The organism is Streptomyces sp. NPDC101194, from assembly GCF_044767885.1.
Classification (GTDB): Bacteria; Actinomycetota; Actinomycetes; order Streptomycetales; family Streptomycetaceae; genus Streptomyces.
In genome coordinates, this window is sequence record NZ_JBIWOS010000010.1 from 118,338 (window position 1) to 142,784 (window position 24,447).

23 protein-coding genes and 2 pseudogenes are annotated in these 24,447 nt (G+C 71.5%); 13 read left to right on the forward strand and 12 right to left on the reverse strand.

Annotated features, from left to right (window positions below; genetic code table 11):
• Positions 1–53: 53 nt before the first annotated feature.
• From ACIRP2_RS30580 to ACIRP2_RS30615, 8 genes and pseudogenes are all read right to left on the reverse strand, one after another.
• Positions 54–668 (reverse strand): ATP/GTP-binding protein, encoded by a 615-nt coding sequence (locus ACIRP2_RS30580; RefSeq protein ID WP_351085927.1) that lies wholly within the window; start codon positions 666–668, stop codon positions 54–56.
• The gene (locus ACIRP2_RS30585; protein ID WP_404255910.1) at positions 649–1,020 is read right to left on the reverse strand and encodes a DUF742 domain-containing protein; all 372 of its coding nucleotides are present in this window, start codon (positions 1,018–1,020) and stop codon (positions 649–651) included. Before ACIRP2_RS30585 ends, ACIRP2_RS30580 begins: the two co-directional genes overlap by 20 nt.
• The gene (locus tag ACIRP2_RS30590) at positions 1,017–1,424 is read right to left on the reverse strand and encodes a roadblock/LC7 domain-containing protein (RefSeq protein ID WP_351085931.1); all 408 of its coding nucleotides are present in this window, start codon (positions 1,422–1,424) and stop codon (positions 1,017–1,019) included. Before ACIRP2_RS30590 ends, ACIRP2_RS30585 begins: the two co-directional genes overlap by 4 nt.
• The gene (locus ACIRP2_RS30595; RefSeq protein WP_404255912.1) at positions 1,421–3,040 is read right to left on the reverse strand and encodes an ATP-binding protein; all 1,620 of its coding nucleotides are present in this window, start codon (positions 3,038–3,040) and stop codon (positions 1,421–1,423) included. Before ACIRP2_RS30595 ends, ACIRP2_RS30590 begins: the two co-directional genes overlap by 4 nt.
• Before the next feature lie 864 nt (positions 3,041–3,904).
• Positions 3,905–4,651, reverse strand: coding sequence for a DUF4344 domain-containing metallopeptidase (locus ACIRP2_RS30600; RefSeq protein ID WP_404255914.1), 747 nt, complete (start codon positions 4,649–4,651; stop codon positions 3,905–3,907).
• 675 nt (positions 4,652–5,326) lie between these two features.
• A pseudogene (locus tag ACIRP2_RS30605) lies at positions 5,327–5,497 on the reverse strand (Chromate resistance protein ChrB); the annotation flags it as partial.
• Positions 5,498–5,597: 100 nt separating this feature from the next.
• Positions 5,598–6,104: a MarR family transcriptional regulator gene (locus ACIRP2_RS30610; RefSeq protein ID WP_351085938.1), complete on the reverse strand. Its 507-nt coding sequence runs from the start codon at positions 6,102–6,104 to the stop codon at positions 5,598–5,600.
• A complete protein-coding gene (locus tag ACIRP2_RS30615; RefSeq protein ID WP_404255916.1) occupies positions 6,101–7,810 on the reverse strand; it encodes an FUSC family protein in 1,710 nt (569 codons plus the stop codon). The genes ACIRP2_RS30610 and ACIRP2_RS30615 overlap by 4 nt, the downstream gene beginning before the upstream one ends.
• A gap of 173 nt (positions 7,811–7,983) precedes the next feature.
• On the opposite strand from ACIRP2_RS30615, the gene ACIRP2_RS30620 reads away from it, so the two are divergent.
• Positions 7,984–8,751 (forward strand): VOC family protein, encoded by a 768-nt coding sequence (locus ACIRP2_RS30620; RefSeq protein ID WP_404255918.1) that lies wholly within the window; start codon positions 7,984–7,986, stop codon positions 8,749–8,751.
• Positions 8,752–9,015: 264 nt separating this feature from the next.
• Positions 9,016–10,398: a 3-carboxy-cis,cis-muconate cycloisomerase gene (gene pcaB / locus ACIRP2_RS30625; RefSeq protein WP_404255920.1), complete on the forward strand. Its 1,383-nt coding sequence runs from the start codon at positions 9,016–9,018 to the stop codon at positions 10,396–10,398.
• Positions 10,399–10,552: 154 nt separating this feature from the next.
• On the opposite strand, the gene ACIRP2_RS30630 is transcribed toward pcaB, so the two are convergent.
• A complete protein-coding gene (locus tag ACIRP2_RS30630; RefSeq protein WP_404255922.1) occupies positions 10,553–11,161 on the reverse strand; it encodes a GNAT family N-acetyltransferase in 609 nt (202 codons plus the stop codon).
• A 141-nt stretch (positions 11,162–11,302) separates the two neighbouring features.
• On the opposite strand from ACIRP2_RS30630, the gene ACIRP2_RS30635 reads away from it, so the two are divergent.
• From ACIRP2_RS30635 to ACIRP2_RS30650, 4 genes are all read left to right on the forward strand, one after another.
• On the forward strand, positions 11,303–11,731 hold the full coding sequence (locus ACIRP2_RS30635; RefSeq protein WP_404255924.1) for a hypothetical protein: 429 nt from the start codon (positions 11,303–11,305) through the stop codon (positions 11,729–11,731).
• An 84-nt stretch (positions 11,732–11,815) separates the two neighbouring features.
• Positions 11,816–12,463, forward strand: coding sequence for a DUF3105 domain-containing protein (locus ACIRP2_RS30640; protein ID WP_404255926.1), 648 nt, complete (start codon positions 11,816–11,818; stop codon positions 12,461–12,463).
• Positions 12,463–13,104 carry a DUF305 domain-containing protein gene (locus ACIRP2_RS30645; protein WP_404255928.1) on the forward strand — a complete coding sequence of 214 codons (642 nt, stop codon included), beginning with the start codon at positions 12,463–12,465 and terminating at the stop codon, positions 13,102–13,104. Before ACIRP2_RS30640 ends, ACIRP2_RS30645 begins: the two co-directional genes overlap by 1 nt.
• A 198-nt stretch (positions 13,105–13,302) precedes the next feature.
• Complete coding sequence (locus tag ACIRP2_RS30650) at positions 13,303–14,550, forward strand: ROK family protein (protein WP_404255930.1); 1,248 nt, start codon at positions 13,303–13,305, stop codon at positions 14,548–14,550.
• A gap of 235 nt (positions 14,551–14,785) precedes the next feature.
• Here the strand turns inward: ACIRP2_RS30650 and xylA are convergent, their stop codons facing one another.
• Positions 14,786–15,955, reverse strand: a complete 1,170-nt coding sequence (gene xylA, locus ACIRP2_RS30655; protein WP_404255932.1) for a xylose isomerase — start codon at positions 15,953–15,955, stop codon at positions 14,786–14,788.
• Positions 15,956–16,236: 281 nt separating this feature from the next.
• Between xylA and xylB the strand changes: the two genes are divergently transcribed.
• The 6 genes from xylB to ACIRP2_RS30685 all read left to right on the forward strand — a co-directional run bounded on the left by xylB (position 16,237) and on the right by ACIRP2_RS30685 (position 22,865).
• Positions 16,237–17,718 carry a xylulokinase gene (gene xylB / locus ACIRP2_RS30660; RefSeq protein WP_404255934.1) on the forward strand — a complete coding sequence of 494 codons (1,482 nt, stop codon included), beginning with the start codon at positions 16,237–16,239 and terminating at the stop codon, positions 17,716–17,718.
• A gap of 134 nt (positions 17,719–17,852) precedes the next feature.
• Positions 17,853–19,130: a VWA domain-containing protein gene (locus ACIRP2_RS30665; protein ID WP_404255936.1), complete on the forward strand. Its 1,278-nt coding sequence runs from the start codon at positions 17,853–17,855 to the stop codon at positions 19,128–19,130.
• A gap of 2 nt (positions 19,131–19,132) precedes the next feature.
• A complete protein-coding gene (locus ACIRP2_RS30670; RefSeq protein ID WP_404256254.1) occupies positions 19,133–19,987 on the forward strand; it encodes a hypothetical protein in 855 nt (284 codons plus the stop codon).
• 262 nt (positions 19,988–20,249) lie between these two features.
• A complete protein-coding gene (locus ACIRP2_RS30675; RefSeq protein WP_404255938.1) occupies positions 20,250–21,617 on the forward strand; it encodes a cytochrome P450 in 1,368 nt (455 codons plus the stop codon).
• Between the two features lie 197 nt (positions 21,618–21,814).
• Positions 21,815–22,351, forward strand: coding sequence for a DUF4232 domain-containing protein (locus ACIRP2_RS30680; protein WP_404255940.1), 537 nt, complete (start codon positions 21,815–21,817; stop codon positions 22,349–22,351).
• A 79-nt stretch (positions 22,352–22,430) separates the two neighbouring features.
• Positions 22,431–22,865, forward strand: coding sequence for a VOC family protein (locus ACIRP2_RS30685; protein WP_404255942.1), 435 nt, complete (start codon positions 22,431–22,433; stop codon positions 22,863–22,865).
• A gap of 72 nt (positions 22,866–22,937) precedes the next feature.
• Here the strand turns inward: ACIRP2_RS30685 and ACIRP2_RS30690 are convergent.
• Positions 22,938–23,380, reverse strand: a pseudogene (locus tag ACIRP2_RS30690) (transposase); the annotation flags it as partial.
• Between ACIRP2_RS30690 and ACIRP2_RS30695 the strand changes: the two are divergent.
• Positions 23,376–23,801 (forward strand): transposase, encoded by a 426-nt coding sequence (locus ACIRP2_RS30695; RefSeq protein ID WP_404256256.1) that lies wholly within the window; start codon positions 23,376–23,378, stop codon positions 23,799–23,801. The pseudogene ACIRP2_RS30690 and the gene ACIRP2_RS30695 sit on opposite strands and share 5 nt — an antisense overlap.
• A gap of 30 nt (positions 23,802–23,831) precedes the next feature.
• Here the strand turns inward: ACIRP2_RS30695 and ACIRP2_RS30700 are convergent, their stop codons facing one another.
• Complete coding sequence (locus ACIRP2_RS30700) at positions 23,832–24,380, reverse strand: hypothetical protein (protein WP_404255944.1); 549 nt, start codon at positions 24,378–24,380, stop codon at positions 23,832–23,834.
• Positions 24,381–24,447: the final 67 nt, after the last annotated feature.

The window sequence follows — 24,447 nt, forward strand, 5'->3', positions numbered from 1 at the left end:
TGAGGATTCCAAGGACCAGACGGATGGGACGCGCGGGGGGGTGTGTACTGCGGTCAGGCGAGCGGCAGGGCCAGACTGTGCAGATAGCGCATCAGGGTCATCAGTACGTCGCGGCTGGAGGCGCGCAGCCGGGCGTCGCAGTCGATCATCGGAACCTCTTCGGGGAGGTCCAGGGCGCTGCGGAGCGCCTCGACAGGGTGTTTCGGTGCGTCGGGAAAGGTGTTGACGGCGACGACGAACGGCACGCCGCGCTCCTCCAGCCGCCCGATGACGTCGAAGCTGACTTCGAGGCGGCGGGTGTCGATGAGGACCACCGCGCCGAGGGCGCCTTCGAACAGGCCGTTCCACAGGAACCAGAACCGCTCCTGGCCCGGGGTTCCGAACAGATAGAGGATCAGTTCCTCACTGACGGAGATCCGGCCGAAGTCCATGGCGACGGTGGTGGCGGTCTTGCTCTCCACCCCGAAGTTGTCGTCCACGCCGACACCGGCCTGGGTCATGGTCTCTTCGGTGGTCAGCGGCCGGATCTCGCTGACGGATCCGACCATGGTGGTCTTGCCGACCCCGAAGCCGCCGACGATCACGACCTTCACCGCGGCGGTCGCCGTGGTGGGCAGGACGTCCTCGCGCCGGGGGCCGGTGATCGTGTCAGAGTTTCTGAAGTCCATGCATCACCGCTTCGAGAAGGGACCTGTCCGGAAGAGTGGCGCGGGCGACGGGCGCGCGCGATTCGATGAGTCCGGTCGCGAGGAGTTCCGTGAGGAGCGACGTCACCACGCTGAAGGGCAGACCCAGGTACGCCGAGATCTCGGCGACGGACAAGGGCGCCCGGCAGAGCCTCAGGATCACGGCCTGCTCGGGCTGGACCGTCGGCGACGGCTGTGCCTTCGCGACGACCATCGTCACCAGGTCGAGCGGCGCCCGCTCGCTGCCGTCGGGATCGCCGGTGAGCACGTACAGCCGTTCCGGATCGTTCAGCGCCGGATCGGCTTCGCGGCGTTCTCGTCGGGGAGAACTCATCCGGTCTGCCCGTCGTGGCGGGGCGGACTCGTCAGATGGGCGCCGATCCTGACGACCATGTCCCGCATCCGTGACCCGACGAGCCCCGCGTCGACCGTCTCTCCGGCCAGGACCGCGAGGTACGCGCCGGTTCCGGCGGCCATCAGGTAGAAGAACCCGCCGGTGACTTCGATGACGACCAGCCGCATGAGGCCGTCGCTGTACGGGATCTCGGAGGCGACGGCGGCGGCCAGGCTCTGCAGTCCGGCACAGGCCGCCGCGAGACGGTCGGCGACATCGGGGTCGCCGCCGTGCCGGGCGATGCGCAGGCCGTCGGCGGAGAGCACCACGATCTGATGGATGTCCGGCACGTCGTCGGCCAGTTCCTTGAGCATCCAGTCCATGTTTCCCCGCTGCTGGATCACTTCAGGTCTCCCTTGTCCCACGCGTCATCGGAGTCTTCGTCGGTCTTCGGCTCCTGCGGCACCCCGTTGACGGCGTTGGTGAAGGCCTCCAGCCAGAGACCCGGGGGCTGCTCCTTTCCGCCGTCGTGCCCCTGGCCGTGGCCGGCGGGGTGGCCGTTGGTGTAGCCGTTGCGCTGTCCCGCGGCGGGGGCGGCCGGCTGTGCGGGAAGGTTGTGCGAGCCCAGGGGCGCGCGGCCGCGGCTGCGGCGTTGCGGGAGTCCGCCCGCGGTCCACTCGGTCACCACGGGGACGTCGTCCTCCATGGCCGCCGCGGAGATGACCGGCCGGGTGACGGGTGCGACCGGTCCGGTGGCGGGGCGTTCGGCCACGGGGCGGGGCTTGCGACGTGCGGGCACGACGTGCTTCATCGCCTCCTGGTCGATGTCGCTGGTGGGCCTCGACGTGGCTCCGATGCCGTGGGCGATGCCGGGAGCGGGTCCGGTGGTGATCATGGCTCGGGGCACGATGAGTACGGCACGGACGCCGCCGTACGCGGACTGCCGCAGCGAGACCTGGAGGTCGTACATCCGAGAGAGTCGTCCGACGACGGCCATGCCGAGACGCGGGGACTCGCCGAGGTCGTTCATGCTGGATCCGGCCTGGGCCCTGGCCAGCATGTTCTCGGCCCGCGCGCGAGCCTCCTCGCTGAGCGAGACGCCGCCGTCCTCGATCTCGATGGCGATGCCGGTCTGCACCTCGACGGCGGTGACGTGCACCCGGGTCTGCGGCGGGGAGTAGCGCGTGGCGTTGTCGAGGAGTTCGGCGCAGGCGTGGATGAGCGGTTCGACGGCCGTGCCGATGATGGCGACCTTGGCGATCGAGTGCAGATCGACCCGCGGGTACTCCAGGATCCGCGACATGGCCCCGCGCAGGACGCTGAACAGCGGTACGGGCTTGGGCCACTGGCGACTGGGCCGGGCGCCGCCGAGCACCGCGATGGAGTCGGCGAGCCGGCCGATCAGCGCGGTGCCGTGGTCGATGCGGAGCAGGTCGTCGAAGACGTCGGGGTTGCGCCCGTGGTGCTCCTCCATCTCCCGCAGTTCGCTGGCCTGTCGGTGGACGATCGCCTGGACGCGCCGCGCGACGTTGACGAAGGCGCGCTGCGCGGAGTCACGCATCGCCTCTTCGTTGTCGATGATGTTCAGCACGGTGTAGACGAGGGTGCGCTGGGCGTCCGGCAGGTCGCGGTACATCTCGTCCGCGTCCACCACGTCCCGGAGCACCTCTTCGGGCGAATTGCCCACGCGCAGCCGATGGATGGCGGCGGGCAGCAGCTCCTTGCTGATCCGCACGGTCTCGTCGTCGTGGGTGGCGATGCGCCGCTCCAGGTCGGCGAAGCGCCGTTCGTACACCGTGCGCTGGGTACGCAGATCGCGTGCCCTGCGCGCGAGTTGAACAGTGAGTGCGACGACCACGACGGCGGCGAGGGCACCGCACCAGACGACTGGTATCCGCGCGGCCGGGGAGACCAGTGCCACCGCGGCTGCGGTCGCTCCGCCTGTCAGCAGCACGGGCAGCAACATGGCGCGAACGACGGGGATTCCTCGTTCGATCGGCGGTGATTCAACACGAACCATCTAGAACCTCTGGCGGTTGATTCGGGAGGTATACGCGCGTACAAGACACTCAGGAACAAGCGCTCGAATTCATATCAACTCGACTGCGCTGCGCGTGAGCTTAGTCAGATCGAATCAGCGCTTCGGCACATTCACCCAAGCCCCTGCGCGAGCGATCCCGCGGATATACACTCACGAGATTTTGCACGCACCGCCTCCACGCGTGCACAAGGAGTGACGATCAAGGGGCGGGCGGCCGGGTTCGTCTCGCATACCGCGGAGGAGTGCACGACTGCAGCCACCGAGAAGGCACGCTCCGCCCCCGCTCACCCGAACGGGGCCGCAGCCCGAGCGGAACCTGACAGCTCGACACCGAGCAACGGTTGTCCCACCCAACAGAACGCCCCCAGAACGGAACATGCGCACATGCGATCGAAGGGGGGTCGCCGAGCTTCTCTCCGTCGGCCGGTCCACCACCCATCGGGTGCTCAGCACCCCGGAGCGGCGCGGCTTCGGAGTGCTCAGCGCCCTGGAGCGGCGCGGCTTCGCGCCCCGGGACTCCTCCGGCCGCGGCCGTGCGGCCGGACCCGAACCGGTCCGGCTCGGCCGCCCGGCGGGTTTCGGCACGGCCGTCCGCGAACGGCTCGGGGCCGTACCGGACGACGCGGTGCGCCGCACCGGAGAGAGCGTGCGGAGTGCGGCGCTGACGGGATCACCATCACCGACGGCCGGGAATCACCGCATCCGGTGCGGGTCGCACCGGAGACCTGTCGCACGTACCCCACCCACGCCACCTCGGGCGGCAGGCTGCTGCTCTCCCGCCGAGCCCGTCCGCCGCGCCGATGAACCGCGCCGCTGCGTGGCGCTGCTGGGCGCGGTCCGAGTTCAGCCCTCCCGCAGGTGCGGCGCGAGTGCTGTCATCCACGAGGCGCGTACGGCCCTCCACTCCTCGGCGCACCCCTTCGCCCGCCCGGCGGGCAGAGCGTTCGGGCCCACGAGACTCCGGTGGCGGCCGGTAGCGGCGCCGTAGACGTAGCAGCGGTGGTTGACCGCACGCCGGCCGTCCGGGGAGTGGTCGTCGGGCCCGTCGTCGACATTCTCGTTCGTGACCTCGGACAGATGCCAGGCCTCGGCGGCCGCGAGCAACTGTTCTTCGCCGACGGCGCCCTTGCGCAGCATCATCAGGGCGGCGAACTGGTCGGCGAAATCCTCTTCCCGGCCGTGCACGCGCAGTTCGAGGACGTCCACGAGGGCGTGCGCCGTCTCGTGGAACACAGTCTCCAGCATGACGGCCGCCACGTCGTCCTCCGCCCGACGGGGTCCGGCCCGCCCGAAAAGCTCCCGTGTTTCGGAGACTTCGCCGTAGCAGACCTCCACGTGGTCCGACTCGGGATCGTACGAGGACCCTTCGCCGTCGCACGAGACCACGCCGATGGATACCGGCCGATCCACCTCGACCAGAGCGGCGACCGCCGACACAGCCTCCTCGACCACCTTCCGCCTTCGCAGGAAAGCGGCGTCGGCCCGGTCGGAGCCCGTCGGCGCCTCGTACCGGATCGCGATGCCCGAGCCGTCCGCATCGGTACGGGAGACATCCGGCTTCTGGCAGCCGGACGCACCGGCGACCGCCACCAGAACCATCCCCCCGAGGCACGTGCGGAACCGGCCCACCGACCGCATCACCCCCACCCGCTTCCCCGCATATCGCCGTCACCGTCATCCTGCCCCGGCGTCGGGGATTGACGGGACAGCCAGTATTTACCACATATCCGGTTTCGGCGAGAATTTCCCGTTCTTTCACGCATTCCGGACCTCGTCGGCGTGTGACGGCCTCTCATACAGGCGGAATTCCATGTTCACGGGACGGCAGGCCGGCCCGCTGCGCGCGACGTGCCGCAAGCGAGCGGACAAGAACCCTGCGCGCTTCCACGGGCAGGCCCCGCGGACAGGCCGTCCGCGCGGTCAGCCGCCCCTCGTCGAGCCCTCGGCCCGCCCGGGTCCCGCACGGCGACGAACGGCGCGGAGGCGGCGGCGGACGCGACCAGCCCGCCCAGCAGGATGGGGCGGGCGCCGACGCGGTCGGCGAGCGTGCCGAACACCGGCTCGCGGAGGGCCTCCGCGCCGTCGTGCGGCGCCGGCAGCACCCCGAGGTACAACACGGACCGCACCAGGTCGCATCGCCGGCGCCGAGACCGGCGGCGATACCGTGCGCGCCGAAGGCGGTGGTGAATCCGGCCGCGTACAGCGGCCACATCCGCCGTCTGTCCGGGGCGGATGTCGTGGCGGCCCCGGCGTCGGTCCGCCCCCTCACCGCGCCCCCTCCTCACCACCGACGGAGAACGCGTGCAGGTGGGCGAAGACCCGCTCGCCGTATTCGTCGAACCGCCTTGCGCACTCGACCAGTCGCCGGTCGGCGCCGTCGGCACCCGGGGCGCCGAACACGTCGCGGACCCTCAGGTCGCGGTGCCGGCGGCGGCCCCGGAGGAGCTCTGCGTGGACGAGACTTCGGGAGAGCGGCGCAGCGCAGGGCTCTCGCGCGCCGCGAGCCCGGTCCCGGACCGTCCCGCCGGGTCCCGGTTCAGTGCCGGGCGCCGCCGATACGGCCCTCCAGCTGCACCAGCAGTTCGCTGAGCTGAGCGCTGAGCCGCGTGCGGGACTGTTCGTCGAGGCCGGACAGCACCGCCCGTTCGTACGCCAGCTGCCTCGGCAGCAGCCGGTCGACCAGCTCACGGCCCTCCTCGGTCAGGCGGACATGGGCGACACGACGGTCGCGGTCGTCGCTGCGGCGGTCGACCAGACCGCGTTCCTGAAGGACCCGCAGGCGCTTGGTGACGGCGGCACCGGACGAGAAGGTCTCCCTGGCCAGCTCGCCGGGGGTGAGCTCGCGGTCAGTGCGGCGCACGGCACCGAGCAGGTCGAACTCGGCGCGGGTCAGGCCGGCGGCTCGCAGGGGCGCGTCCTCCGCCTGCTGGAGCAGGGCCGCGCAGCGGTTGATGCGGCCGATGAGTTCCATCGGGCCGGTGTCCAGCTCCGGGTTGACGGCCTGCCACTGCCGTACCACCGAGGCGACGATGTCGTCGGTCACACCGCTCCGTTCTCCTGGGCGGAGGCGATCAGCCCCTGCCGTTTCGCTGTCGCCGCGAGCGTACGGTGTCCGGCCTGCTCGGCCGCGAGGACCTGCTCCTGGGGCAGGGCGCGCTGCCACCATTCGCCCGCCGCGGTGTCATCGGCCTCGCGCAGCTCGACGAGCGATCCCGTCAGCCTGCGACGCGCGGCGTCGAGGGCGGCCGGGGTGGGCTGCGGTGCGGCGAGCGCGTGCACGGCGTGGGCGCGGGCCCGGTCGGTGGCGTCCAGGGCCTTTTCGAGGCGCCCGGCGGCCCGTCGGTTGGTGACCAGCATCGCGGCGAGCATGCCCACCCCGGCACCGATGAGAGTGTCCAGGACGCGGTCACCGATGAGTTCACCGGCCGGATGGGTGCCGCCGAACTCCAGGACCAGCAGGGCCATCGGGGTGACCGCGATGGAGCCGAGCCAGTAGTTGCGGGTGATCAGGGCCTCGGCCGCGAAGCCGAAGAGGAGACAGAAGCCGATCAGGGCCAGCGGCCCGGTACGGGTGACCGGAAGGACCGCGGCGAAGACGAGGACGCCGATCAGATTGCCCAGGGTGCGCTGGAGAGCCCGGTTCCAGGACAAGGTCACATTGGCCTGGTAGAGGGAGGCCGCGGTGACGATCGCCCAGTAGGGGCGGCCGACGCCGACCGCCTGGGAGACATATCCGGCGAGGGCGCAACCGATGAGGACACGGGCGCCGATGGGCAGCAGCGGGGAGCCGGGGGCGAAGCCGCGCAGGAGTGCGCGGCGGCCGTCGCGGCGGCTTCCGGCGCGCCGGGCGGCCCGTTCGGCGTCGATGCCGAACAGCTCGTCGGACGCGCCCGGGGCGGGCGGCGGGGTGGGTACGGGACCGCGGGCACGGGCCTGCCGGGCCCAGGCACGGAGCCGTTCGGGTTCGACGCCGGCGGAGGCGGCAGCAGAGGTGCCGGGGGCGCCCCCGGCAAGGACGGCTTCGGCGTGGACGACGAGGCGTTCGAGCGCCGCCCGTACGGGAGTGGGACGCCCGGCGGCGAGCAGGGTCTGCCAGGCCGCGTGCACGGCGGCGACCGCGGCGCGCCGGGTGCGGTGACCGGGGGCGTCGGCGTAGGCCGCGGCCGCGTCGAGGGCGCGGGCCGTCGCCCGGCGCTCGGGGCCCTCCCTGCGGATGGCCGCGGGACCGGCCGTCACCAGCCAGGAGATCACGCCCGCCGCCAGCGTGAGCGCGAGATGGCCGGGCACCTGACCGAGGCGCTGCGGGGCGAAGAGAGCGGCCGAGGTGACGAACGTGAAGATCACCGGTCCTGGCGGACCGATGCGGGTGGCGTCGCACAGCGTCTTCTGCCCCGCCGCGAGCAGGGCACCCACCGCGATCAGAACGGCGGTCGAGCCGGTGAGCGAGGCCGCGACAAGGGATATCGCCATGCCGATGACCATGGAGACGACGACTCCGGCGACAGCTCGGGCACGGCGGACGTACGGCAGATTGTGGCCGTACAGCGCGCAGAGCGAACCGGCCATCGTGTACATCACGAGGTCCAGCCGGTCCATGGCGAACAGCACGAGATCCGGTATCGCGGTGGCGACGACGACGCTCAGAGCCGGCTTGAACCACATGTCCGAGGGCCGGGCGAGGCGCAGGGGCGCCGCCAGCGGGAGTCTGCGGACGGAGGGCTGCCTGGACAGAATGGTTGTATCGCTCACTCAAATACTTTAGCAGGTATTACACCCGTAAAACAGTTCCTCCCCGCCCACACGTTCGTCGCGGCACGGATGGCCGCCCCGGCCACGAGGACATAGCGTGCGACTGCACGGGGACACTCCGACCGACGGACAGCCATGCGCCCACGTGCCCCCGCGTCCACGGAGGAAACCGAATGAAGCTCACCGAACCGGTGCCCAGCGGTCCCTGCTGGATCGAGCTGAGCACCCCCGACATTCCGGCCGCCAAATCGTTCTACGCGGCGCTGTTCGGCTGGCGCTCCGAGACCGATCCGCGAGAGGAGGCGGGCGGCTACACCATGGCGCACCTCGGTGACGCCCGCGTGGCCGCGCTCAGCCCGCTCTACCAGCCGGGGCAGCCGCCCGCCTGGACGGTCTCGTTCGCCAGCACGGACACGGACGCGACGGTCGAGAAGGTGAAGGCGGCGGGCGGGTCGCTCCTGGTCGGGCCGCTGGACGTGTTCGACCAGGGCAGGTTCGCGGTGGTCGCGGATCCCTCGGGTGCGGTGTTCTCGCTGTGGCAGGGGCGCGCCTTCGCCGGTGCGGAGCGGCTGAACGAACCGGGCGCGCTCGGCTGGGTCGAACTCGTCACCCGCGAGGCCGGTCCCGCGCTCGCCTTCTATCCGGCGGTCTTCGGGTGGACGGCGAACGCCGCGTCGGAGAGCTACACGCAGTGGGGTGTGGCGGGAGCGGACTTCGGCGGCATGCTGATCATGGACGAGAAGTTCCCGCCGGACGCGCCACCGAACTGGCTGCCCTACTTCGCCGTGACGGACGTGGACGCGACGGCGGCCACCGCACAGGGGGCAGGGGGCGAACTGCTGATGCCGCCGACGAGCATTCCGGACGGGCCGCGTATCGCGGTGGTACGTGATCCGCAGGGCGCGGTGTTCGGCATCCACCGGGCGTCCGACGAGGGCTAGGCCGTGTCTTCGAACCGTCGTCTGCCGTGCGACGCCGGTTCGAAGGAACATCCCGGGGTCTTTCGTCCGGATCGGGCCGGAACAGCGAGGGGCGCGCGAGCCCGGCCCGATCCGGACGGGAGGCCCTGGCCTGGAACGCTGCCCATGGCCTCTCGTCCGGACCACACCGGGCCACACCGATCGCGACACCCACGAGCCCGCGTGCCCACCGTTTCGACAGCCGCCCGCAGGGGGACGGCGAACGGTCTTCCTGGAGTTCAGCTCATGTACGAGTGCGATGCCGGACTGCTCGCCCCCGGGCGGGCAGGCTCCCCCGCCGAGACGGCCGGCGGCGACAGCGCCTTTCTGCAGGCGATGCTCGACGCCGAAGCCGCGCTGACCCGTGCCCAGTCACGCTGCGGGCTCGCCCCCGCCGGGGCCGGGCGGGCGGTGACCGCGTCGGCCGACGCGCGCCGGTTCGACGTACGGGACCTGGCCCTGCGCGCACGCGCGAGCGGCAATCCGGTCACCCCCCTGGTCTCCGACCTGGTCGCCCTCGTGGAACCGGACGCCCGGCCCTATGTCCACCGGGGCGCCACCAGCCAGGACATCCTCGACACCGCCGCCATGCTGGTCGCCGCGCGGACCCTGGCCCCGGTGCTCGACGACCTGGTGCGGGCCGCGGACGCCGTGGCACGCCTCGCCGTCGCGCACCGCAGCACTCCGATGGCCGGCCGCACACTCACCCAGCACGCCGTGCCGACCACCTTCGGACTGAAGGCAGCGGGCTGGCGGGCGCTCGTCCTCGACGCACGGGACCGGCTGTCGGCCGTGCGGGAGTCGCTGCCCGTACAACTCGGCGGTGCGGCGGGGACGCTGGCCGCCTTCAACGCCTTCGCCCCGGTCGACGAGGCCGACGCGGCCGACGATCCCGTCGCCGACGAAGACCGTCGTGGGCTGGCCGTGCTCCAGGCGTTCGCGAACGAACTCGGTCTGGCCGAGCCTCTGTTGCCGTGGCTCAGCCTGCGTACCCCGGTCGCCGACCTGGCGGGTGCGCTGGCCTTCACCGCGGGCGCGCTCGGCAAGCTCGCGGCCGATGTGCTCATTCTGTCCCGCACCGAGATCGGCGAGGTCACCGAGGGCCAGGGCGGCGGTTCGTCCACCATGCCGCAGAAGGCGAACCCGGTGCGCGCCACGCTGATCGCGGCGGCGGCCCGTCGCGCCCCCGGCCTGGCGGCGACGCTGTACGGCTCGCTCGCCGCCGGGGACGAGCGGCCGGCCGGGGCGTGGCACGCCGAATGGGAGCCGCTGCGTGAACTGCTGCGGCTCGTCGGCGGGGCCGCGCGCGATGCCGCCGAACTCACCGAGGGACTGCGCGTCGTCCCGTACGCCATGCGGGAGAATCTCCAGCTCACGGACGGCCTGATCGTCTCGGAACGGCTCGCCGCCGTGTTCGCCGAGCGGATCGGTCGCACGCGCGCCAAGGAGGTACTGGTGAACGCGGCCGCTCGGGCCCGTGCGGAGACCACGGATCTGGCCGACGTACTCGCCGATGTGCTCGACGAGGAGCCCGAACTCTCCGGTCTCGATCTGTCGGAACTGACCGAGCCCGCCCGGTACACCGGCTGTGCGGGCCCTCTCACCGACCGTGCGCTGGACCGCGGATGACCTCACGCGCGGTTCGTGACGGGGTGGCGCCGCGCCTGCGCCGCACCGGGTCCGGGCCGCTCCGGGAGGGTCGCGGAACGGGTCCGGTCGTCGCGCGTCGCCGGCCTCGACGGTGGAGAAGGGACGGGTCGAGGGCGACCGGCCGCGACCGGGGTCACTCCGGGACGCCGTCCCCGCGGATCCGGGCATGGACGTGCATGTCGTGCCAGCCGTCGGCGTGCAGGTGGCCCCGGCGCCGGGTGCCCTCCAGGGCGAAGCCCGCTTTGGCCGCCACCCGGCAGGACGCCTCGTTCAGCACGGAATGGTGGAGTTCGAGGCGCTCGAACCCGATCTCGTCGAAGGACCAGCGTGTCAGCGTCGCGAGGGCCCGGGGCGCGATGCCCCGTCCTCGGGCCGCCGGCAGCATCCAGTAGGCGCACTCGGCCTGACCGACGGCCGGTGTCAGCGAACGGAGCGAGATCCGGCCCAGCAGTTCCTCGGCACCGTCGGCCGCGCCCCCGGGGCGGACGACGGCCCAATGGGCCCCGGTCTCGCAGTACCAGGCGTCGCGCCACTGATCGATCCAGTCCCGTGCCTCGTCCTCGGTGTCCGCGCGGCGCAGATGCCAGCGCTGGATGGCCGGGTCGGCGAAGGCGACGAGAACGGCCGGCGCGTCCCCGGACCGCCACGGTCGCAGGAGCACGTCTTCGTCGACGGGGAGAGCGGGTTGCACGGACTCCGCGAGGCGCCCGGGAGGAATATGGGGCGGCACCAGGTACGGCATGGGCGCATCATCGCACGGTACGGGGAGCCGCCCCGCCCGCCGCGGCGCACGGGCGCGGCCCGCCGACCGCGGGGGCCCACTCCCCCGTCCGAACCCCTCCCACCCCTCATTGAAACTTCACACACCACGTAGGATGGCGGGATGAACACGCCGAGCGAAGGGACGCGCCGACGACGGCAGAGCGTCCGCGCGTCGGCCGTTCTCGGCTGGCTGTTCGTACTGCTCGCCGTGGTCTCGTGCTGCTCGATGGCGGCCCCGGGCTCGACGGCCCACGGGGCCGGCACACACGTCACGGCCGAAGCCCGGGGCATGACTCCGATCCATCAGGTGGCCGTTCAGGCCGTGGTCGCCCTGGCCCCGGACGACCGGGGCACGGGCAGTTCCTGCCACGGGACCTCCGAGCACGCGACACCGGTCGTGCTGCCCGGCCAGAGCGCACCCGCAGCCCTTCCCCGCACGACCGCCACCGCCCCCGTCGCCCCGCTCACCGGCGCTGCCGCGATCCGCGGCCCGTCCAACGACGCCGTGGGGGAAGTCGACCATCTCCTTCTGCAGGTTCAACGGATCTAGAGGCAGGGCCCGTTCCTCGGGACACCGAGGACGTACTCCCACATGCCCTCGACTCCATCGATCACGTTGAACCGAAGGACTGCCATGTCTGCAGCCAAGAAGAAGACCCCTGCCGCCGCGCGCCGCGCCAAGCTGGAGGAGGCCCGCCGCAAGGAGCGGGCCCGCGAGCGGCGCAGCCGCGTCATCGTCCTCACCGCCTCCGTGGCCGTGGTGGCCGCACTGGTCGCGGGCGGCGGCTATCTCATGTCCGCCGCCGACAAGAAGGAGAAGGCCGACGCCGAGGCCAAGTCCTCGCCCGTGAGCGGCGAGCGGACCTGGGACAAGCTCGCGCAGAACCATGTCGAGAAGACGGTCGACTACCCGATGAACCCGCCGGTCGGCGGCGACCACGATCCGGTGTGGATGAACTGCAACGGCGATGTCTACACGAAGGCGATACCGAAGGAGAACGCCGTCCACTCCCTTGAGCACGGCGCGGTCTGGGTCACGTACACGAGCAAGGCGAAACCTGCCGACATCGAGAAGTTCGGTGAGCGGGTCAAAACCACGCCCTACTCGCTGATGAGCCCCGTCGAGGACCAGGCCGCCCCGCTCATGCTCAGCGCGTGGGGCAAGCAGGTGACGGTGACGAGTGCCGCCGACCCGCGCGTGGCGCAGTTCTTCACCAAGTACGTGCAGGGGCCGCAGACCCCGGAGCCGGGCGCCGCCTGCACCGGCGGAGTCGCCCAGTGATGTCGACGACCCGCTCCTCGCGCCCGATGACGGCGGCGGGCGGGGTGGTGCTGCTGCTGGCCCTGGGCCTGGTCGCACTGATGCTCGTACGGCCGTCCTCGTCCGCGGGCTCCGCCTCATCGGCGCCCGCCCCCGCGGACACGTCGGTCGACGTCGGGTTCGCCCGCGACATGTCGATCCACCATCAGCAGGCGGTCGAGATGTCGTTCGTCGTGCGGGACCGTACGTCCGACGTGGCGGTGCGCCGACTCGCGTACGACATCATCAACACCCAGGCCAACCAGCGCGGCATGATGCTCGGCTGGCTGGAGATGTGGGGCCGGGCGAAGTCGTCCGATGCTCCTCCCATGAAGTGGATGGGGCACACCTTCACGCCCAGGGGTGACGGTTCACTGATGCCGGGCATGGCGACGGACAGCGAACTCGACGCCTTGCGCGCGGCGAAGGGCAGGGCCGCCGAGGTGCTGTACCTGAAGCTGATGACCACCCATCACCGCGCCGGTGCGGAGATGGCACAGGCGGCGGCCGACGCGGCCGGCACCAAGGAGATCAGGAATCTGGCCGCGGGCATGGTCCGGGGCCAGCAGTCGGAGATCGGGCTGATGGCGGACATGCTCAAGGAGCGTGGTTCGACGGCCTGAGCATCCGACGTGCCGACGCCCCGTGCGGCCAGGTGCGCTCACGGGGTCGGCGGCGGCCCGTTCGCGATGGTTCCTCACCCCCGCGGGCGGGCCGTCCCGGCCGGGAACGCGACGGGCGACCGCCGGTACCAAGGGCCCTGGAGGCGCACCGGCTCACCGGACGGAGCGCACGGCCCATCGCATAGGCTCGGATCCGATATGAAGAACAACCTCACTCCGCTGGGGCCCAAGGCCGACAAGGACACCGTGCGTCGGAGCAATCTGAGCCTGGTGCTGCGTGCCGTCCGCGACGAGGACGAGGGCGAGGCGACCAGGGCCGGGGTCGCCGCGCGAGTGGGACTGACCCGGGCGGCGGTGTCCTCGCTCGTCGAGCAGCTCCTCGACATCGGATTCCTCACCGAATCCGGCAAGACCTTCAGCGGACAGGCGGGGCGCCCCGGGACCGCGCTCAAGGTGGCGCGCACGGGGCCCGCCGGGCTCGGCGTGGAGGTGAACATCGACTATGTGTCGGTGTGTGTCGTCGATCTGGCGGGCACCGGCCGGGTGCGGCTCACCGAGCACCTGGACAACCGCGGCGCGCCTCCTGCGGAGGTGCTGGCGCGGGCGGCCAGAATCGCCGCGCGCACCCTGGAGTCGGCACGCGAACAGGAACTGTTCCCGGTCGGAGTGACCCTCGCGCTTCCCGGTCTGGTCTCCGGCGGCACGGTGCGCCAGGCCCCCAACCTGGGCTGGAACCGGGTTCCGGCCGAGGAGCTCTTCGCCGCGTCGTTCGCAGCCGAACGCCCCGGTCACCGGGCGCTGCCGGTGGGTTCGGAGAACGAGGCAAATCTGGCGGCGCTGGCCGAGCTCTGGTTCGGCGGACTCGACGCCCTCCGCAGCTTCCTCTATCTGACGGGCGAGATCGGTGTCGGTGGCGCGCTGGTCATCGACGGTGAACTCCTGCGCGGGGCGCACGGATTCGCCGGGGAGATCGGGCATGTGGTGGTGGACGCGGCGGGCCCGGAGTGCCGGTGCGGCTCGCGCGGCTGTCTGGAACAGTACGCGGGGCAGGCGGCGCTCCTGCGGGCCGCCGGGATCGAGGAGTCCGGCAAGAAAGGCGGCGTCGCCGAGCTGGAGCGACGCGCCCGCGCCGGGGACGAGCGGGCGGTGGCCGCTGTCGCGGGGGCCGGCCGGATGCTGGGGCGGGTGCTGTCCGGGGCGGTGAATCTGCTCGACCCGGACGCGGTGGTGCTCGGCGGTGTCTACCGGAACCTGATGCCGTGGCTGTCACCGCCCGCCGACGAGGAGCTGACCGGCCGTGTGGTGTCGGGGCTCTGGTCCCCCGGGAGCGGTCGACTGCGCGCCTCGTCCGTCGCGGGCGACGCGGCACGGGGTGCTGCCGCGCTGGTGATGACGGGGGTACTGGCCGACCCGGTGGCGCACGCGAGGAGCCGGGAACCCGGCTGACACGCCTTCGACCGCGGACGCGCGGCGCGTACGGCCCACCACCGGACGGACGGGCCACCGGGCCGCCCGGGTCCCGCCGGGATCGGCCGGGTACGGGCCGATCCGCCTCCCCTCCCCCGATCCGCGACCGGGCCGGCCGGCCGGTCCGACCGCCCCTGCGTCCCGGCCGGCCGTGCCATGGGGGTGGGCCGGGTGTCCGGCCCACCCCCATGGACCCGCGTCGCCGCGGCGGAGGTCAGCGGACCCCGAGCAGGTGGTCCATCGCCAGCTGGTCCAGGGCCTCGAACGCCATCCCTCGTTCCGCCGCCGCGTTCACGTCGAACTCCTCGAACGCCGACCGGTCGGCCAGCAGCCCGGCCACGCCGTCCTGTGCGGTCGGACGGGCCAGCTCGTCGAGCCGGGACGCGCGCAGCGCCTCCTGCACCTCGGGGTCGGCCCGGAAGGCGGCGGCACGCTCCTTGAGGATCAGGTAGTTGCGCATGCAGCCCGCGGCCGACGCCCAGACACCGGCGTAGTCCTCGGTCCGCGGCGGCTTGAAGTCGAAGTGCCGCGGTCCCTGGTACCCGGCCGTCTCCAACAGGTCGACCAGCCAGAACGCCTGGCGCAGATCGCCCGCGCCGAAGCGCAGGTCCTGGTCGTACTTGATGCCGGACTGGCCGTTCAGGTCGATGTGGAACAGCTTTCCCGCCCAGAGCGCCTGCGCGATGCCGTGCGGGAAGTTCAGCCCGGCCATCTGCTCATGCCCGGTCTCCGGGTTGACGCCGACCAGCTCCGGGCGCTCAAGGCGCTCGATGAAGGCGAGGGCGTGTCCGATGGTCGGCAGCAGGATGTCGCCGCGCGGCTCGTTCGGCTTGGGCTCGATGGCGAACCTCAGGTCGTACCCCTGCTCGGTGACGTAGTCGCCGAGCAGGTCGAAGGCTTCCTTCATACGGTCGAGGGCGACCCGGATGTCCTTGGCGGCACCGGATTCGGAGCCCTCGCGACCTCCCCAGGCCACGTAGGTGGTCGCGCCGAGCTCGACGGCGAGGTCGATGTTGCGCAGGGTCTTGCGCAGGGCGTAACGGCGCACGTCCCGGTCGTTGGCGGTGAACGCGCCGTCCTTGAACACCGGGTGGGTGAAGAGGTTCGTCGTCGCCATGGGGACGACGAGTCCGGCCGCGTCCAGCGCCTGCCGGAACCGCTTCACGATCCCTTCGCGCGCGCTGTCCGTCGAGCCGAACGGAATCAGGTCGTCGTCGTGGAATGTCACACCGTACGCACCGAGCTCCGCGAGCCGCCGGACGGAGTCGACCGGGTCGATCGCCGTACGGGTCGCGTCACCGAAGGGGTCACGGCCCTGCCAGCCCACGGTCCACAGTCCGAAGGTGAACTTGTCGTCAGGGGTGGGCGTGAAGCGTTCCGTCATCGTCTCCGCCTTCGGTACTGAGGGGTTCCATGGCTGGTCGAGGTGACCAAACCCTATTTGTTCACTGTCATGACTAATCATGCACGCGACCCCCTGGACGCGTAACCCCTCATCGGCGAAACAGCCGATCGATCACTGTTCCCGGCGAGATCGATCACGTAATTTGTTTTCCGTACGATCAAATCAACGGGTGGGTTCCCGCAGCCGCCCCCTCGGCGAGGTACGCTCCGCAGCCGTCGCCCCGGTTCCCCGTCGCCCGCAGCACAGGAATGAGGCCGCCCATGCCGCCAGGCACCGTCGTCATCGGCGTGGACAGCTCCACGCAGTCCACCAAAGCCGCCTTCGTCGACGCCGGGACCGGCCGGCTGCTCTCCGTCGGCCGCGCACCGCATGTCGTCACCGGCGAGGCGGGGGCTCGGGAGAGCGACCCGGAGGTGTGGTGGCGGGCGCTGTGCGACGCGGTCGCCGCCGGCCTGAAGGAGTCCGGCGTCGCCGCCTCCGCCGTGACCGGCATCGCGGTCGCCGGACAGCAGCACGGCCTTGTCGTCCTCGGCCCCGACGGACGCTCCCTGCGCCCCGCCATGCTCTGGAACGACACCCGTTCCGCCCCGCAGGCCGCCGCACTCACCGCGGCACTGGGCGGGGCCGCGGCCTGGACCGCACGGACCGGGTCGGTGCCGGTGGCCGCCATCACCGCGTCCAAGTGGCAGTGGCTGCGGGAGAACGAGCCGGAGAACGCCGCCGGGGCCGCGGCCGTCCGTCTCCCCCACGACTTCCTGACCGAACGCCTCACGGGTGCCGCCGTCACCGACCCCGGCGACGCCTCCGGCACCGGCTGGTACTCCACCGCGACCGGCGCCTACGACCCCGGGCTGCTCGAACTCCTCGGCCTGGACGCCTCGTTGCTTCCCGAGGTTGCTCGGACGGGAGCGACCCGCATCGGCTCGCTGACGTCCGAGGCCGCCGATGCGCTCGGCCTGCCCGCCTCGATCGCCGTGGCAGCGGGCACCGGGGACAACATGAGTGCCGCCGTCGGCCTCGGACTCGGCGGCGCCGGACTGCTGGACCACCCCGTCCTCAGCCTCGGCACCTCGGGAACGGTCTTCGCCGCCTCCCGGACCCGGCCCGCCTCGACGGCGCTCTCCGGTTTCGCCGCCACCGACGGTACGTATCTCCCGCTGGCCTGCACCCTCAACTGCACTCTCGCCGTGGACAAGATCGCCGCGCTGCTCGGCCTGGACCGCGAGGACGCGGTCCCCGGCGGCGAAGCGGTGCTCCTCCCCTACCTCGACGGCGAGCGGACCCCCGATCTGCCCACCGCCGCCGGTCTGCTCACCGGACTCCGGCACGACACCACCCCGCAGCAACTCCTCGGCGCCGCCTACGAGGGCGCGGTGGTCACCGTGCTGCGTGCACTCGACGAACTTCTCCGGGCCTGTGGCCTCGACCCCGCCGACCCCGAGGTCGCCGCCCGGCCGCTGCGCCTGATCGGCGGCGGCGCCCGGGGGCACGCCTGGGTGGAGACGGTACGGCGGCTCTCCGGGCGCCCGTTGATCGTTCCGGACAGTGGCGAACTGGTGGCCCTGGGCGCGGCCGCACTCGCCGCCGCCGCGGCCACCGGCGACGACCCGGTCTCGATCAGCACCGGCTGGGACACCGGAAAGGAATCTCAACTCCCCGCCACACAAAGGGACTCGAACGCCTGGGAGCGGGTCGGATCGGTTCTGGACCGGGCCGCGGCCCCCTTGCTGGGCGGAGCCTGATTCCCGTACACCCGACACACCCGGCAAGGGGCGCCGACCGGCTGCCACTTCGTCCGAGCCGCCCCGGGCGGCGGCCCCGCGGCCACCGTCGGACCGGTTTGGGGAAGCGAAGCGATCTTCAATAGTATCCGGCGATGATCATAAGAAGAAGGCTGACGGTCGGGGTGGGCATTCTGCTCGCCACCCTGACCGCCGGGCTCGGTACGGCACTTCCCGCCGCAGCCGACGAGACCCCCACCAAAGCCGCCCCCAAGGTCGAGTTGGTGCTCGACGTCAGTGGTTCGATGCGGACCCGTGACATCGACGGCCAGTCCCGGATGGCCGCGGCGAAGCACGCGTTCAACGAGGTCCTGGACGCGGTGCCCGAGCAGGTGGAGCTCGGCATCCGGACGCTCGGCGCCGACTACCCCGGCAATGACCGGAAGGTCGGCTGCAAGGACACCAAGCAGTTGTATCCGGTCGGTCCGCTGGACCGCACCGAGGCGAAGACCGCCGTCGCCACCCTGGCACCCACCGGCTGGACCCCGATCGGCCCGGCCCTGCTGGGCGCCGCCGACGACCTCGAAGGCGGTGACTCCACCCGCCGGATCGTGCTGATCAGCGACGGCGAGGACACCTGCGGCCCGCTCGACCCGTGCGAGGTGGCACGTGACATCGCGGCCCGCGGCATCCACCTCGTCATCGACACGCTGGGCCTGGTGCCGAACGCGAAGATCCGTGAGCAGCTGACCTGCATCGCCGAGGCCACCGGCGGCACCTACACCGCCGTCCAGCACAGCGATGAACTCTCCAGCCGCGTCAAGCAGTTGGTCGACCGGGCGGCCGAGCCCGTCGTCACGCCGGTGGCGACCGAGGGAGCGGACCGCTGCTCCAAGGCTCCCGAGCTCAAGGCGGGTCTGTACACCGACCGGGAGAAGATCGGCGAGCACCGCTGGTACCGGGTGGACGTGCGCCCCGGCCAGGAACTGCGCGCCTCGGTCAGCGTCTCGGCGGACCGTGCCGTGAACGACGACTACGGTGTGCTGCTGCGCGCGGTGACCGTGCACGGGCGGGAGATCGTCCGGGGCTCGGAGTCGGGCACCGGCCGCACCGACGCGATCTCCTCCGGCCTGCGCTACCCGAAGCCGGAGCAGGACGCCGCGGACGACGGCACCGAACCTCCTGCCGAGACGGTGTGCCTCCAGCTGAGCAACTCCTTCTCGGCGCCGGCCTCGGTGAAGACCGAGCCCGGCATGCCGGTCGAGCTGACCGTGGACCTGGTGGACGCCCCGGACGACGCGGCGGATGTCGCCGCGTTCGGTCTCGGCCACGGCTGGTGGCTGCTCGGCGTACTGGTGCTGACCGGGCTGGTCGCGGGCCTGCTGACCGGCTGGATCTCGCGCTGGCGCGTCGCCGTCTGGAGGACCAACTGATGATGCGTACGACACGTGTGCTCGCGGGCGCGCTGCTGACCGGCCTCGCCCTGCTGACGTCGGCGGGAGCCGCCTCGGCCGACGACCCGTCGGCGAGCCCGGACCCGAGCGCCTCCGAGAGCGCGTCCGGCCCCACCGAGGCCGGCACCACTTTCCGTACGGCCACGGCGATCCAGCAGAACCAGCGCGCCACCGCCGGTGCCTCCACGGGTGACTACCTGTACTGGGTGTTCCCCGCCGACGCGGGCCAGCGCTCCACCATCAAGGCCAAGATCACCCTGCCGGAGACCGCCACCCGGCACGGCGCGTCGACCTGGCAGGTCGACGTGTACGACGGACTGCGGCGCCGTCAGGCCTGCATGTACGGCCGTCAGACCGGGAAGGCGGCGGCCGACGCGTCGACCGTCGAGCTGACCTGTGTGCTGCGAACCGTCCGCGCCTGGTCCGAGCCGTGGGCCAACGACCCGCTGCCGGGCAGCTATTACGTGCGCCTCACGGTCGTCGATCTGCCCTCGGCGGACCTCGGTCTTCCGGTGCAGACCGAGGTCGAGGTCACGTCGGCCGACACGGGCGGCGCCGCGGACGTCGACGGCACGCTCGCCCGGCCGCTGGTCCCCGGTACGTCCGTCGTCTCACCGGCCTCGGACGCGTCGGACTCACCTGCCACCGGTGGTGAGGACACGTCGACCAAGGTCTCGCTCGGCAGCGAGCCCGAGGACGGCTGGGCCTCCGGCTGGTGGACCGACCGCTGGCTGTGGACGGTCGGCGGTGGCGTCCTGGGGGCGATCGCGGCGGTCTTCGGCTACTCCCTCACCCGCGGCAGCGGCCGCCCGTCCCGGGTTCCGCCGGGCGTCTGACCCACCTGTCGCGGGACGGGCTCCGGACCGGGAGCCCCCCGACAGGTGTCGCCGGACGGGCTCAGGAACCGAGTCCGTCCGGCGACGGCGCGCAGATCCCCCTCCGCCGCCCCGCCACCCGCGCGCTCCGGGCACCACGACGGCTACCCTCGACAACTCACGTACCGCACAAGGCCGATGACGTCGTCCGCGCCGTGCGGGACCTCTGAGGCCAGGTCGCTGCGCACCCCGTCGGGTGCGCCACAAGGGAGCGGAGACTTTCATGTCCACGGAGACCGGACCGGCCGTCGGCGCCGAACCGCGAGGCCACACGATCGTCCCCGGCCCGAAGGGGTTGCCGTTTCTCGGCAACCTGCCGTGGTTCGCGAGGAACCCCCTTGCCTTCTTCGAGCGGCTGCGCGGTCACGGGGACATGGTCGGCTGGCGATTCGGCCCCAACTCGTGCGTGTACGTGGCCGATCCCGAGTGCATCGGCGAACTGCTCACCGAGACGGAACGCACCTTCGACCAGCCTGCACTCGGCATCGCCTTCCGCACGGTGATGGGCAACGGCGTGGTGGTGGCCCGCGGTACGGACTGGCGACGGAAGCGGTCGCTGGTGCAGCCCTCCGTACGGCCCAAGCAGGTGCGCTCGTACGCGGCGACGATGGCGAGCAGCGCGGTGGAGCTGGCGGACACCTGGTCCGTCGGTGAACGCGTGGACGTCAAGCGGGAGATGGCCGCGCTGACGCAGAGGATCGCGGTCCGCACGATCTTCGGTGTGGACACCCCGGCCGACGCCGAGGCGATGGGCCGGGCCATGGATGTGGCACAGCAGGAGATCGGCAAGGAGTTCGCCGGTATCGGCGCGCTCCTGCCGGACTGGGTGCCGACGCCGGGCCGGGCCAGGATCAGGAAGGCGGCCGCGGTCATCGACGCCGAGGTGGGGCGGGTGGTCGCCCGGCACCGCGACGGCGGGGACGACCGCCCCGACCTGCTGAGCCGGCTCCTGACCGCGGTGGACGAGACAGGCGCGAGCCTCACGGACCAGGAGATACGCGACGAGACGGTCACCTTGTACATCGGCGGACACGAGACGACCAGTTCGACGCTGGTCTGGGCCTGGTATCTGCTGTCCCGCGATCCCCGGGCGCGCGCCGCGCTCGACGAAGAGCTGGACCGGGTCCTGGGCGACCGGGAGCCGGAGTTCGACGACTACGCCCGGCTGACGTACACCCAGTGCGTGGTCAAGGAGACCCTGCGTCTCTACCCGACGATCTGGCTGGTCACCGGCGTCGCCAAGGAGGGCGCGCGGATCGGCGGTGTCCCGATGCCGCGCGGCACCAGGGTGTGGACGAGCCAGTGGGCGACGCACCGTGATGAACGCTGGTTTCCCGAGCCGGAGAAGTTCCGCCCCGAACGTTGGGACCCGGAGACGGGCGACGAGATCGCGGAGTACGCCTGGTTCCCGTTCGGCGGCGGCCCCCGGGTCTGCCTGGGGACGCGGTTCGCGATGGTCGAGGCGGTGCTGATCCTGGCGGTGCTGGCCCGCCGGTTCCGACTGGACGTGGACCCGGGCGTCGTCAACCCCGTACCGGCGCTGACGCTCCAGCCCGACCGCGAAGTGACGGCGACGCTCCGGGCACGGTAGCGGTGCACGGGGCAGGAGGACGGGCGTGGGCGCGGGCTCCGAGATCGACTCCGCCGCCGGCATCCGGATACACCGACCGATACGTCCGATATATCGCAAGGTTCGAGAGACTCGGGTCACACTGTCCATGGCGGCCCACCGGGCCGCCGGGCCGTCCGGTCGCGCCCGCAGGCCGTCGATCCAACAGGAGAAACACCATGCGTCTCCACTCCTCCCTCGCCCTCGCACGCACCGCCACGGCCGCCCTGACGTTGACCGCCGCCCTGGTGTCGGCCACGACCGGCACGGCTCTTGCCCGGACCGACAGCCGTCCCGGGATCTGCCCGGAGCGGGCCCTGGAGGTGCATGCCGCACCCGGCGGACAGCGGAATGTCGCCCGGATCAGCGTCACCAACCACGGCGACCGGACCTGTGCCGTGGACCGGATCCCGACGGTCACCTTCAGAAGCCTGGACGGCTCCGCCGAGCCCGTACCCCCCGCCGGGAGCGGCGGATACGTCCTCACCGCGGGCGAGCGTGCGTACGCCGCCGTACGCACGGCGGCCCCCGGGGCGACCGAAGGACATGTCGTCGGCAGCCTGTCCGTGGCGGCCGACCCCTCCCACCAGGGAGTCACCTTCCGCGCGGCCACCGTGGGCATGCCCGCGGGAGTCCATGTATGGGTTCCGGTCACCACGCTGTGGCACGCGTCGGGCGGCGCGGCGGACAAGGCCCTGTCGGACGCGCCGGGCTGACGGGCGGGACGGACGGGCGCCGCCGGGCAGACGGGAGAAATGAACGGCAGAGCCTCAAGTCCCTTGGTACGGTGCACCGATGTCAGCGATCAAGAAGTTCCAAGTCACCTTCGACTGCGCAGAACCTGAGCGTCTCGCTCGTTTCTGGTGCGAGGTGTTGGGGTACGTCGTACCGCCACCACCGGAGGGTTTTGCCACTTGGGATGATTTCAAGCGTTCACAGCCGCCTGAGCAGCGGGATTCATGGTTCGCCTGCATGGATCCCTCGGGTGTGGGCCCGCGACTGTACTTCCAGCGCGTTCCTGAAGGGAAGGCCGCCAAGAACCGGCTGCATCTTGATGTGCGGGTCGGCACCGGTCTCGTGGGCAAGGAGCGCCTCGCCGCACTTGAGGCCGAATGCGCACGACTGGTCCCGCTCGGTGCGGTACACGTGCAAACGCTGCTGGCCGATGACGAGAACGAGTCGTGCATCCCGATGCAGGACATCGAGGGCAACGAGTTCTGTATCGACTGAGCATCCTCCGAGCCGAAGATCTGGGGAGCCGCCTGTCCCGGACCTCTCCGGTCTCGCACGGGGCGAGAGCTGTCCCGTGAGGGCGAGGTTGGGCAGCCGGGCGATGCCGAGCACGGCGGTGTGAACGCCGTCGCCTTTCAGACGGCGGTCGCGAAGGTTCTCCGGGCCTTCATCCGCGCGAAGACATGCTCGACGCGGGCCCGGACCTTGCGGTGGGAGGTGTTGTGCTCCTCCTTCCGAGCCGGCAATTCGGTCCGGCCGCGTTCACGGCGGTGCGGGATGAGCAGGCCGATGTCCCGGTAGCCGCCGTCCGCGATGGCTGTGGCCCGGCCGACGGCGGCCTTCGCGCCGCAAAGCTCCCACGCCTTGCAATCATTGCGGTTGCCGGGCAGCGGCCGACCGACGGCGACGACGAGCCGGGGGTCAGCATCGATGACGACCTGGTGATTGGTCGAGTACCGGCAGTTCTTCGACTGCTCGGCAACCGTATGATCCCTCGTGAGGACGAAGGTGCCGGGCCGCAAACGGCACATCCTGACCGACACCCTCGGTCTGCTCCTGGTCGTCACGGTCACCGCCGCGAACATCGGCGACCGGGACGCCGCCTCGGGCCTGCTGCAGCGGCTGCGCCGCCTGCACCGTGACATCACCCTCGTGTGGGCAGACGGCGGCCACACCAGCGGCCTCGTCGACTGGTGCCGGGACGAACTCGCCCTGACCTTGGAGATCGTCAAGCACACCGACGCCATGGCAGGGTTCGTGGTGCTCCCCAGACGCCGGGTGGCAGATCGCACGTTCGCGTGGCTGATGAACTCCCGCCGCCCGGCCCGGGACTACGAGACGTTGCCGGCCAGCAGCGAGGCGGTGTTCCGGCGGTCGATGGTCACGCGGATGAGCCGGCGTCTGGTACGGCCACAGGTCGCCTGCCGACACTGAACATCCCCGACGCCTCCTGGAGCAGGCTTCCTAAACCCGGACCGGTGCGAAGGAACCGGGCGGCTGATCGCCCTGAAGCGAGTTCCTGCAATCCACGACGAAGACCCGTAGCAGTTCGTAAAAGGTGATCAACACCTGCTCAGCCCTCAGGTTGTCCGCGTGGACGAGAGAGCTGCCGTTCACTGCGGCGTCGAGTACCGCCCCCGGCGGGGCGCTCATGAGTTGCAGCCTCTCAGCGAGCCGGACCAGAGGGTCCGGGGCTTCAAGCTCCATCGCTCGATATGCGTTGGTTACGGTCAGTGCCGCTTCGGTCCATCGCTGGACTCCTGCCGCATCGACCGCTCCGGAGTCTGCGACCGCTGATTGCATCTCCTTGTAGCAGATCCTGCAAGCAGCGATGAACTCGACGTACAAGTCACGCCGGATCTGACGCAACCACTGCTCACGAGTAGCCTCCGCCTGACGGTCCGACTGATAGCGCGCACCCCGAAAGGCGACAAGCGCAGCGAACGAAGCTCCGGCGGCACCGATCACTCCCCCGCCGAGCGCCCCGACGAGCCCCGCAACTTCGGCATCCACAGCAGCGAGCCTAGACGCGCCCTTCCGTCCCTATGGGTGGCGGAATCTGGATCTGGCGATATGAGAC

Bases quoted from the DNA above. Each gene is read 5' to 3' on its own strand.
- xylA (WP_404255932.1), bottom strand. From the start codon at position 15,955: ATGACGGAACGCTTCACGCCCACCCCTGACGACAAGTTCACCTTCGGA.
- xylB (WP_404255934.1), top strand. From the start codon at position 16,237: ATGCCGCCAGGCACCGTCGTCATCGGCGTGGACAGCTCCACGCAGTCC.
- ACIRP2_RS30635 (WP_404255924.1), top strand. From the start codon at position 11,303: ATGAACACGCCGAGCGAAGGGACGCGCCGACGACGGCAGAGCGTCCGC.
- pcaB (WP_404255920.1), top strand. From the start codon at position 9,016: ATGTACGAGTGCGATGCCGGACTGCTCGCCCCCGGGCGGGCAGGCTCC.
- ACIRP2_RS30595 (WP_404255912.1), bottom strand. From the start codon at position 3,040: ATGGTTCGTGTTGAATCACCGCCGATCGAACGAGGAATCCCCGTCGTT.
- ACIRP2_RS30580 (WP_351085927.1), bottom strand. From the start codon at position 668: ATGGACTTCAGAAACTCTGACACGATCACCGGCCCCCGGCGCGAGGAC.
- ACIRP2_RS30670 (WP_404256254.1), top strand. From the start codon at position 19,133: ATGCGTACGACACGTGTGCTCGCGGGCGCGCTGCTGACCGGCCTCGCC.
- ACIRP2_RS30665 (WP_404255936.1), top strand. From the start codon at position 17,853: ATGATCATAAGAAGAAGGCTGACGGTCGGGGTGGGCATTCTGCTCGCC.
- ACIRP2_RS30685 (WP_404255942.1), top strand. From the start codon at position 22,431: ATGTCAGCGATCAAGAAGTTCCAAGTCACCTTCGACTGCGCAGAACCT.
- ACIRP2_RS30630 (WP_404255922.1), bottom strand. From the start codon at position 11,161: ATGCCGTACCTGGTGCCGCCCCATATTCCTCCCGGGCGCCTCGCGGAG.
- ACIRP2_RS30640 (WP_404255926.1), top strand. From the start codon at position 11,816: ATGTCTGCAGCCAAGAAGAAGACCCCTGCCGCCGCGCGCCGCGCCAAG.
- ACIRP2_RS30645 (WP_404255928.1), top strand. From the start codon at position 12,463: ATGTCGACGACCCGCTCCTCGCGCCCGATGACGGCGGCGGGCGGGGTG.
- ACIRP2_RS30675 (WP_404255938.1), top strand. From the start codon at position 20,250: ATGTCCACGGAGACCGGACCGGCCGTCGGCGCCGAACCGCGAGGCCAC.
- ACIRP2_RS30620 (WP_404255918.1), top strand. From the start codon at position 7,984: ATGAAGCTCACCGAACCGGTGCCCAGCGGTCCCTGCTGGATCGAGCTG.
- ACIRP2_RS30680 (WP_404255940.1), top strand. From the start codon at position 21,815: ATGCGTCTCCACTCCTCCCTCGCCCTCGCACGCACCGCCACGGCCGCC.
- ACIRP2_RS30650 (WP_404255930.1), top strand. From the start codon at position 13,303: ATGAAGAACAACCTCACTCCGCTGGGGCCCAAGGCCGACAAGGACACC.
- ACIRP2_RS30585 (WP_404255910.1), bottom strand. From the start codon at position 1,020: ATGAGTTCTCCCCGACGAGAACGCCGCGAAGCCGATCCGGCGCTGAAC.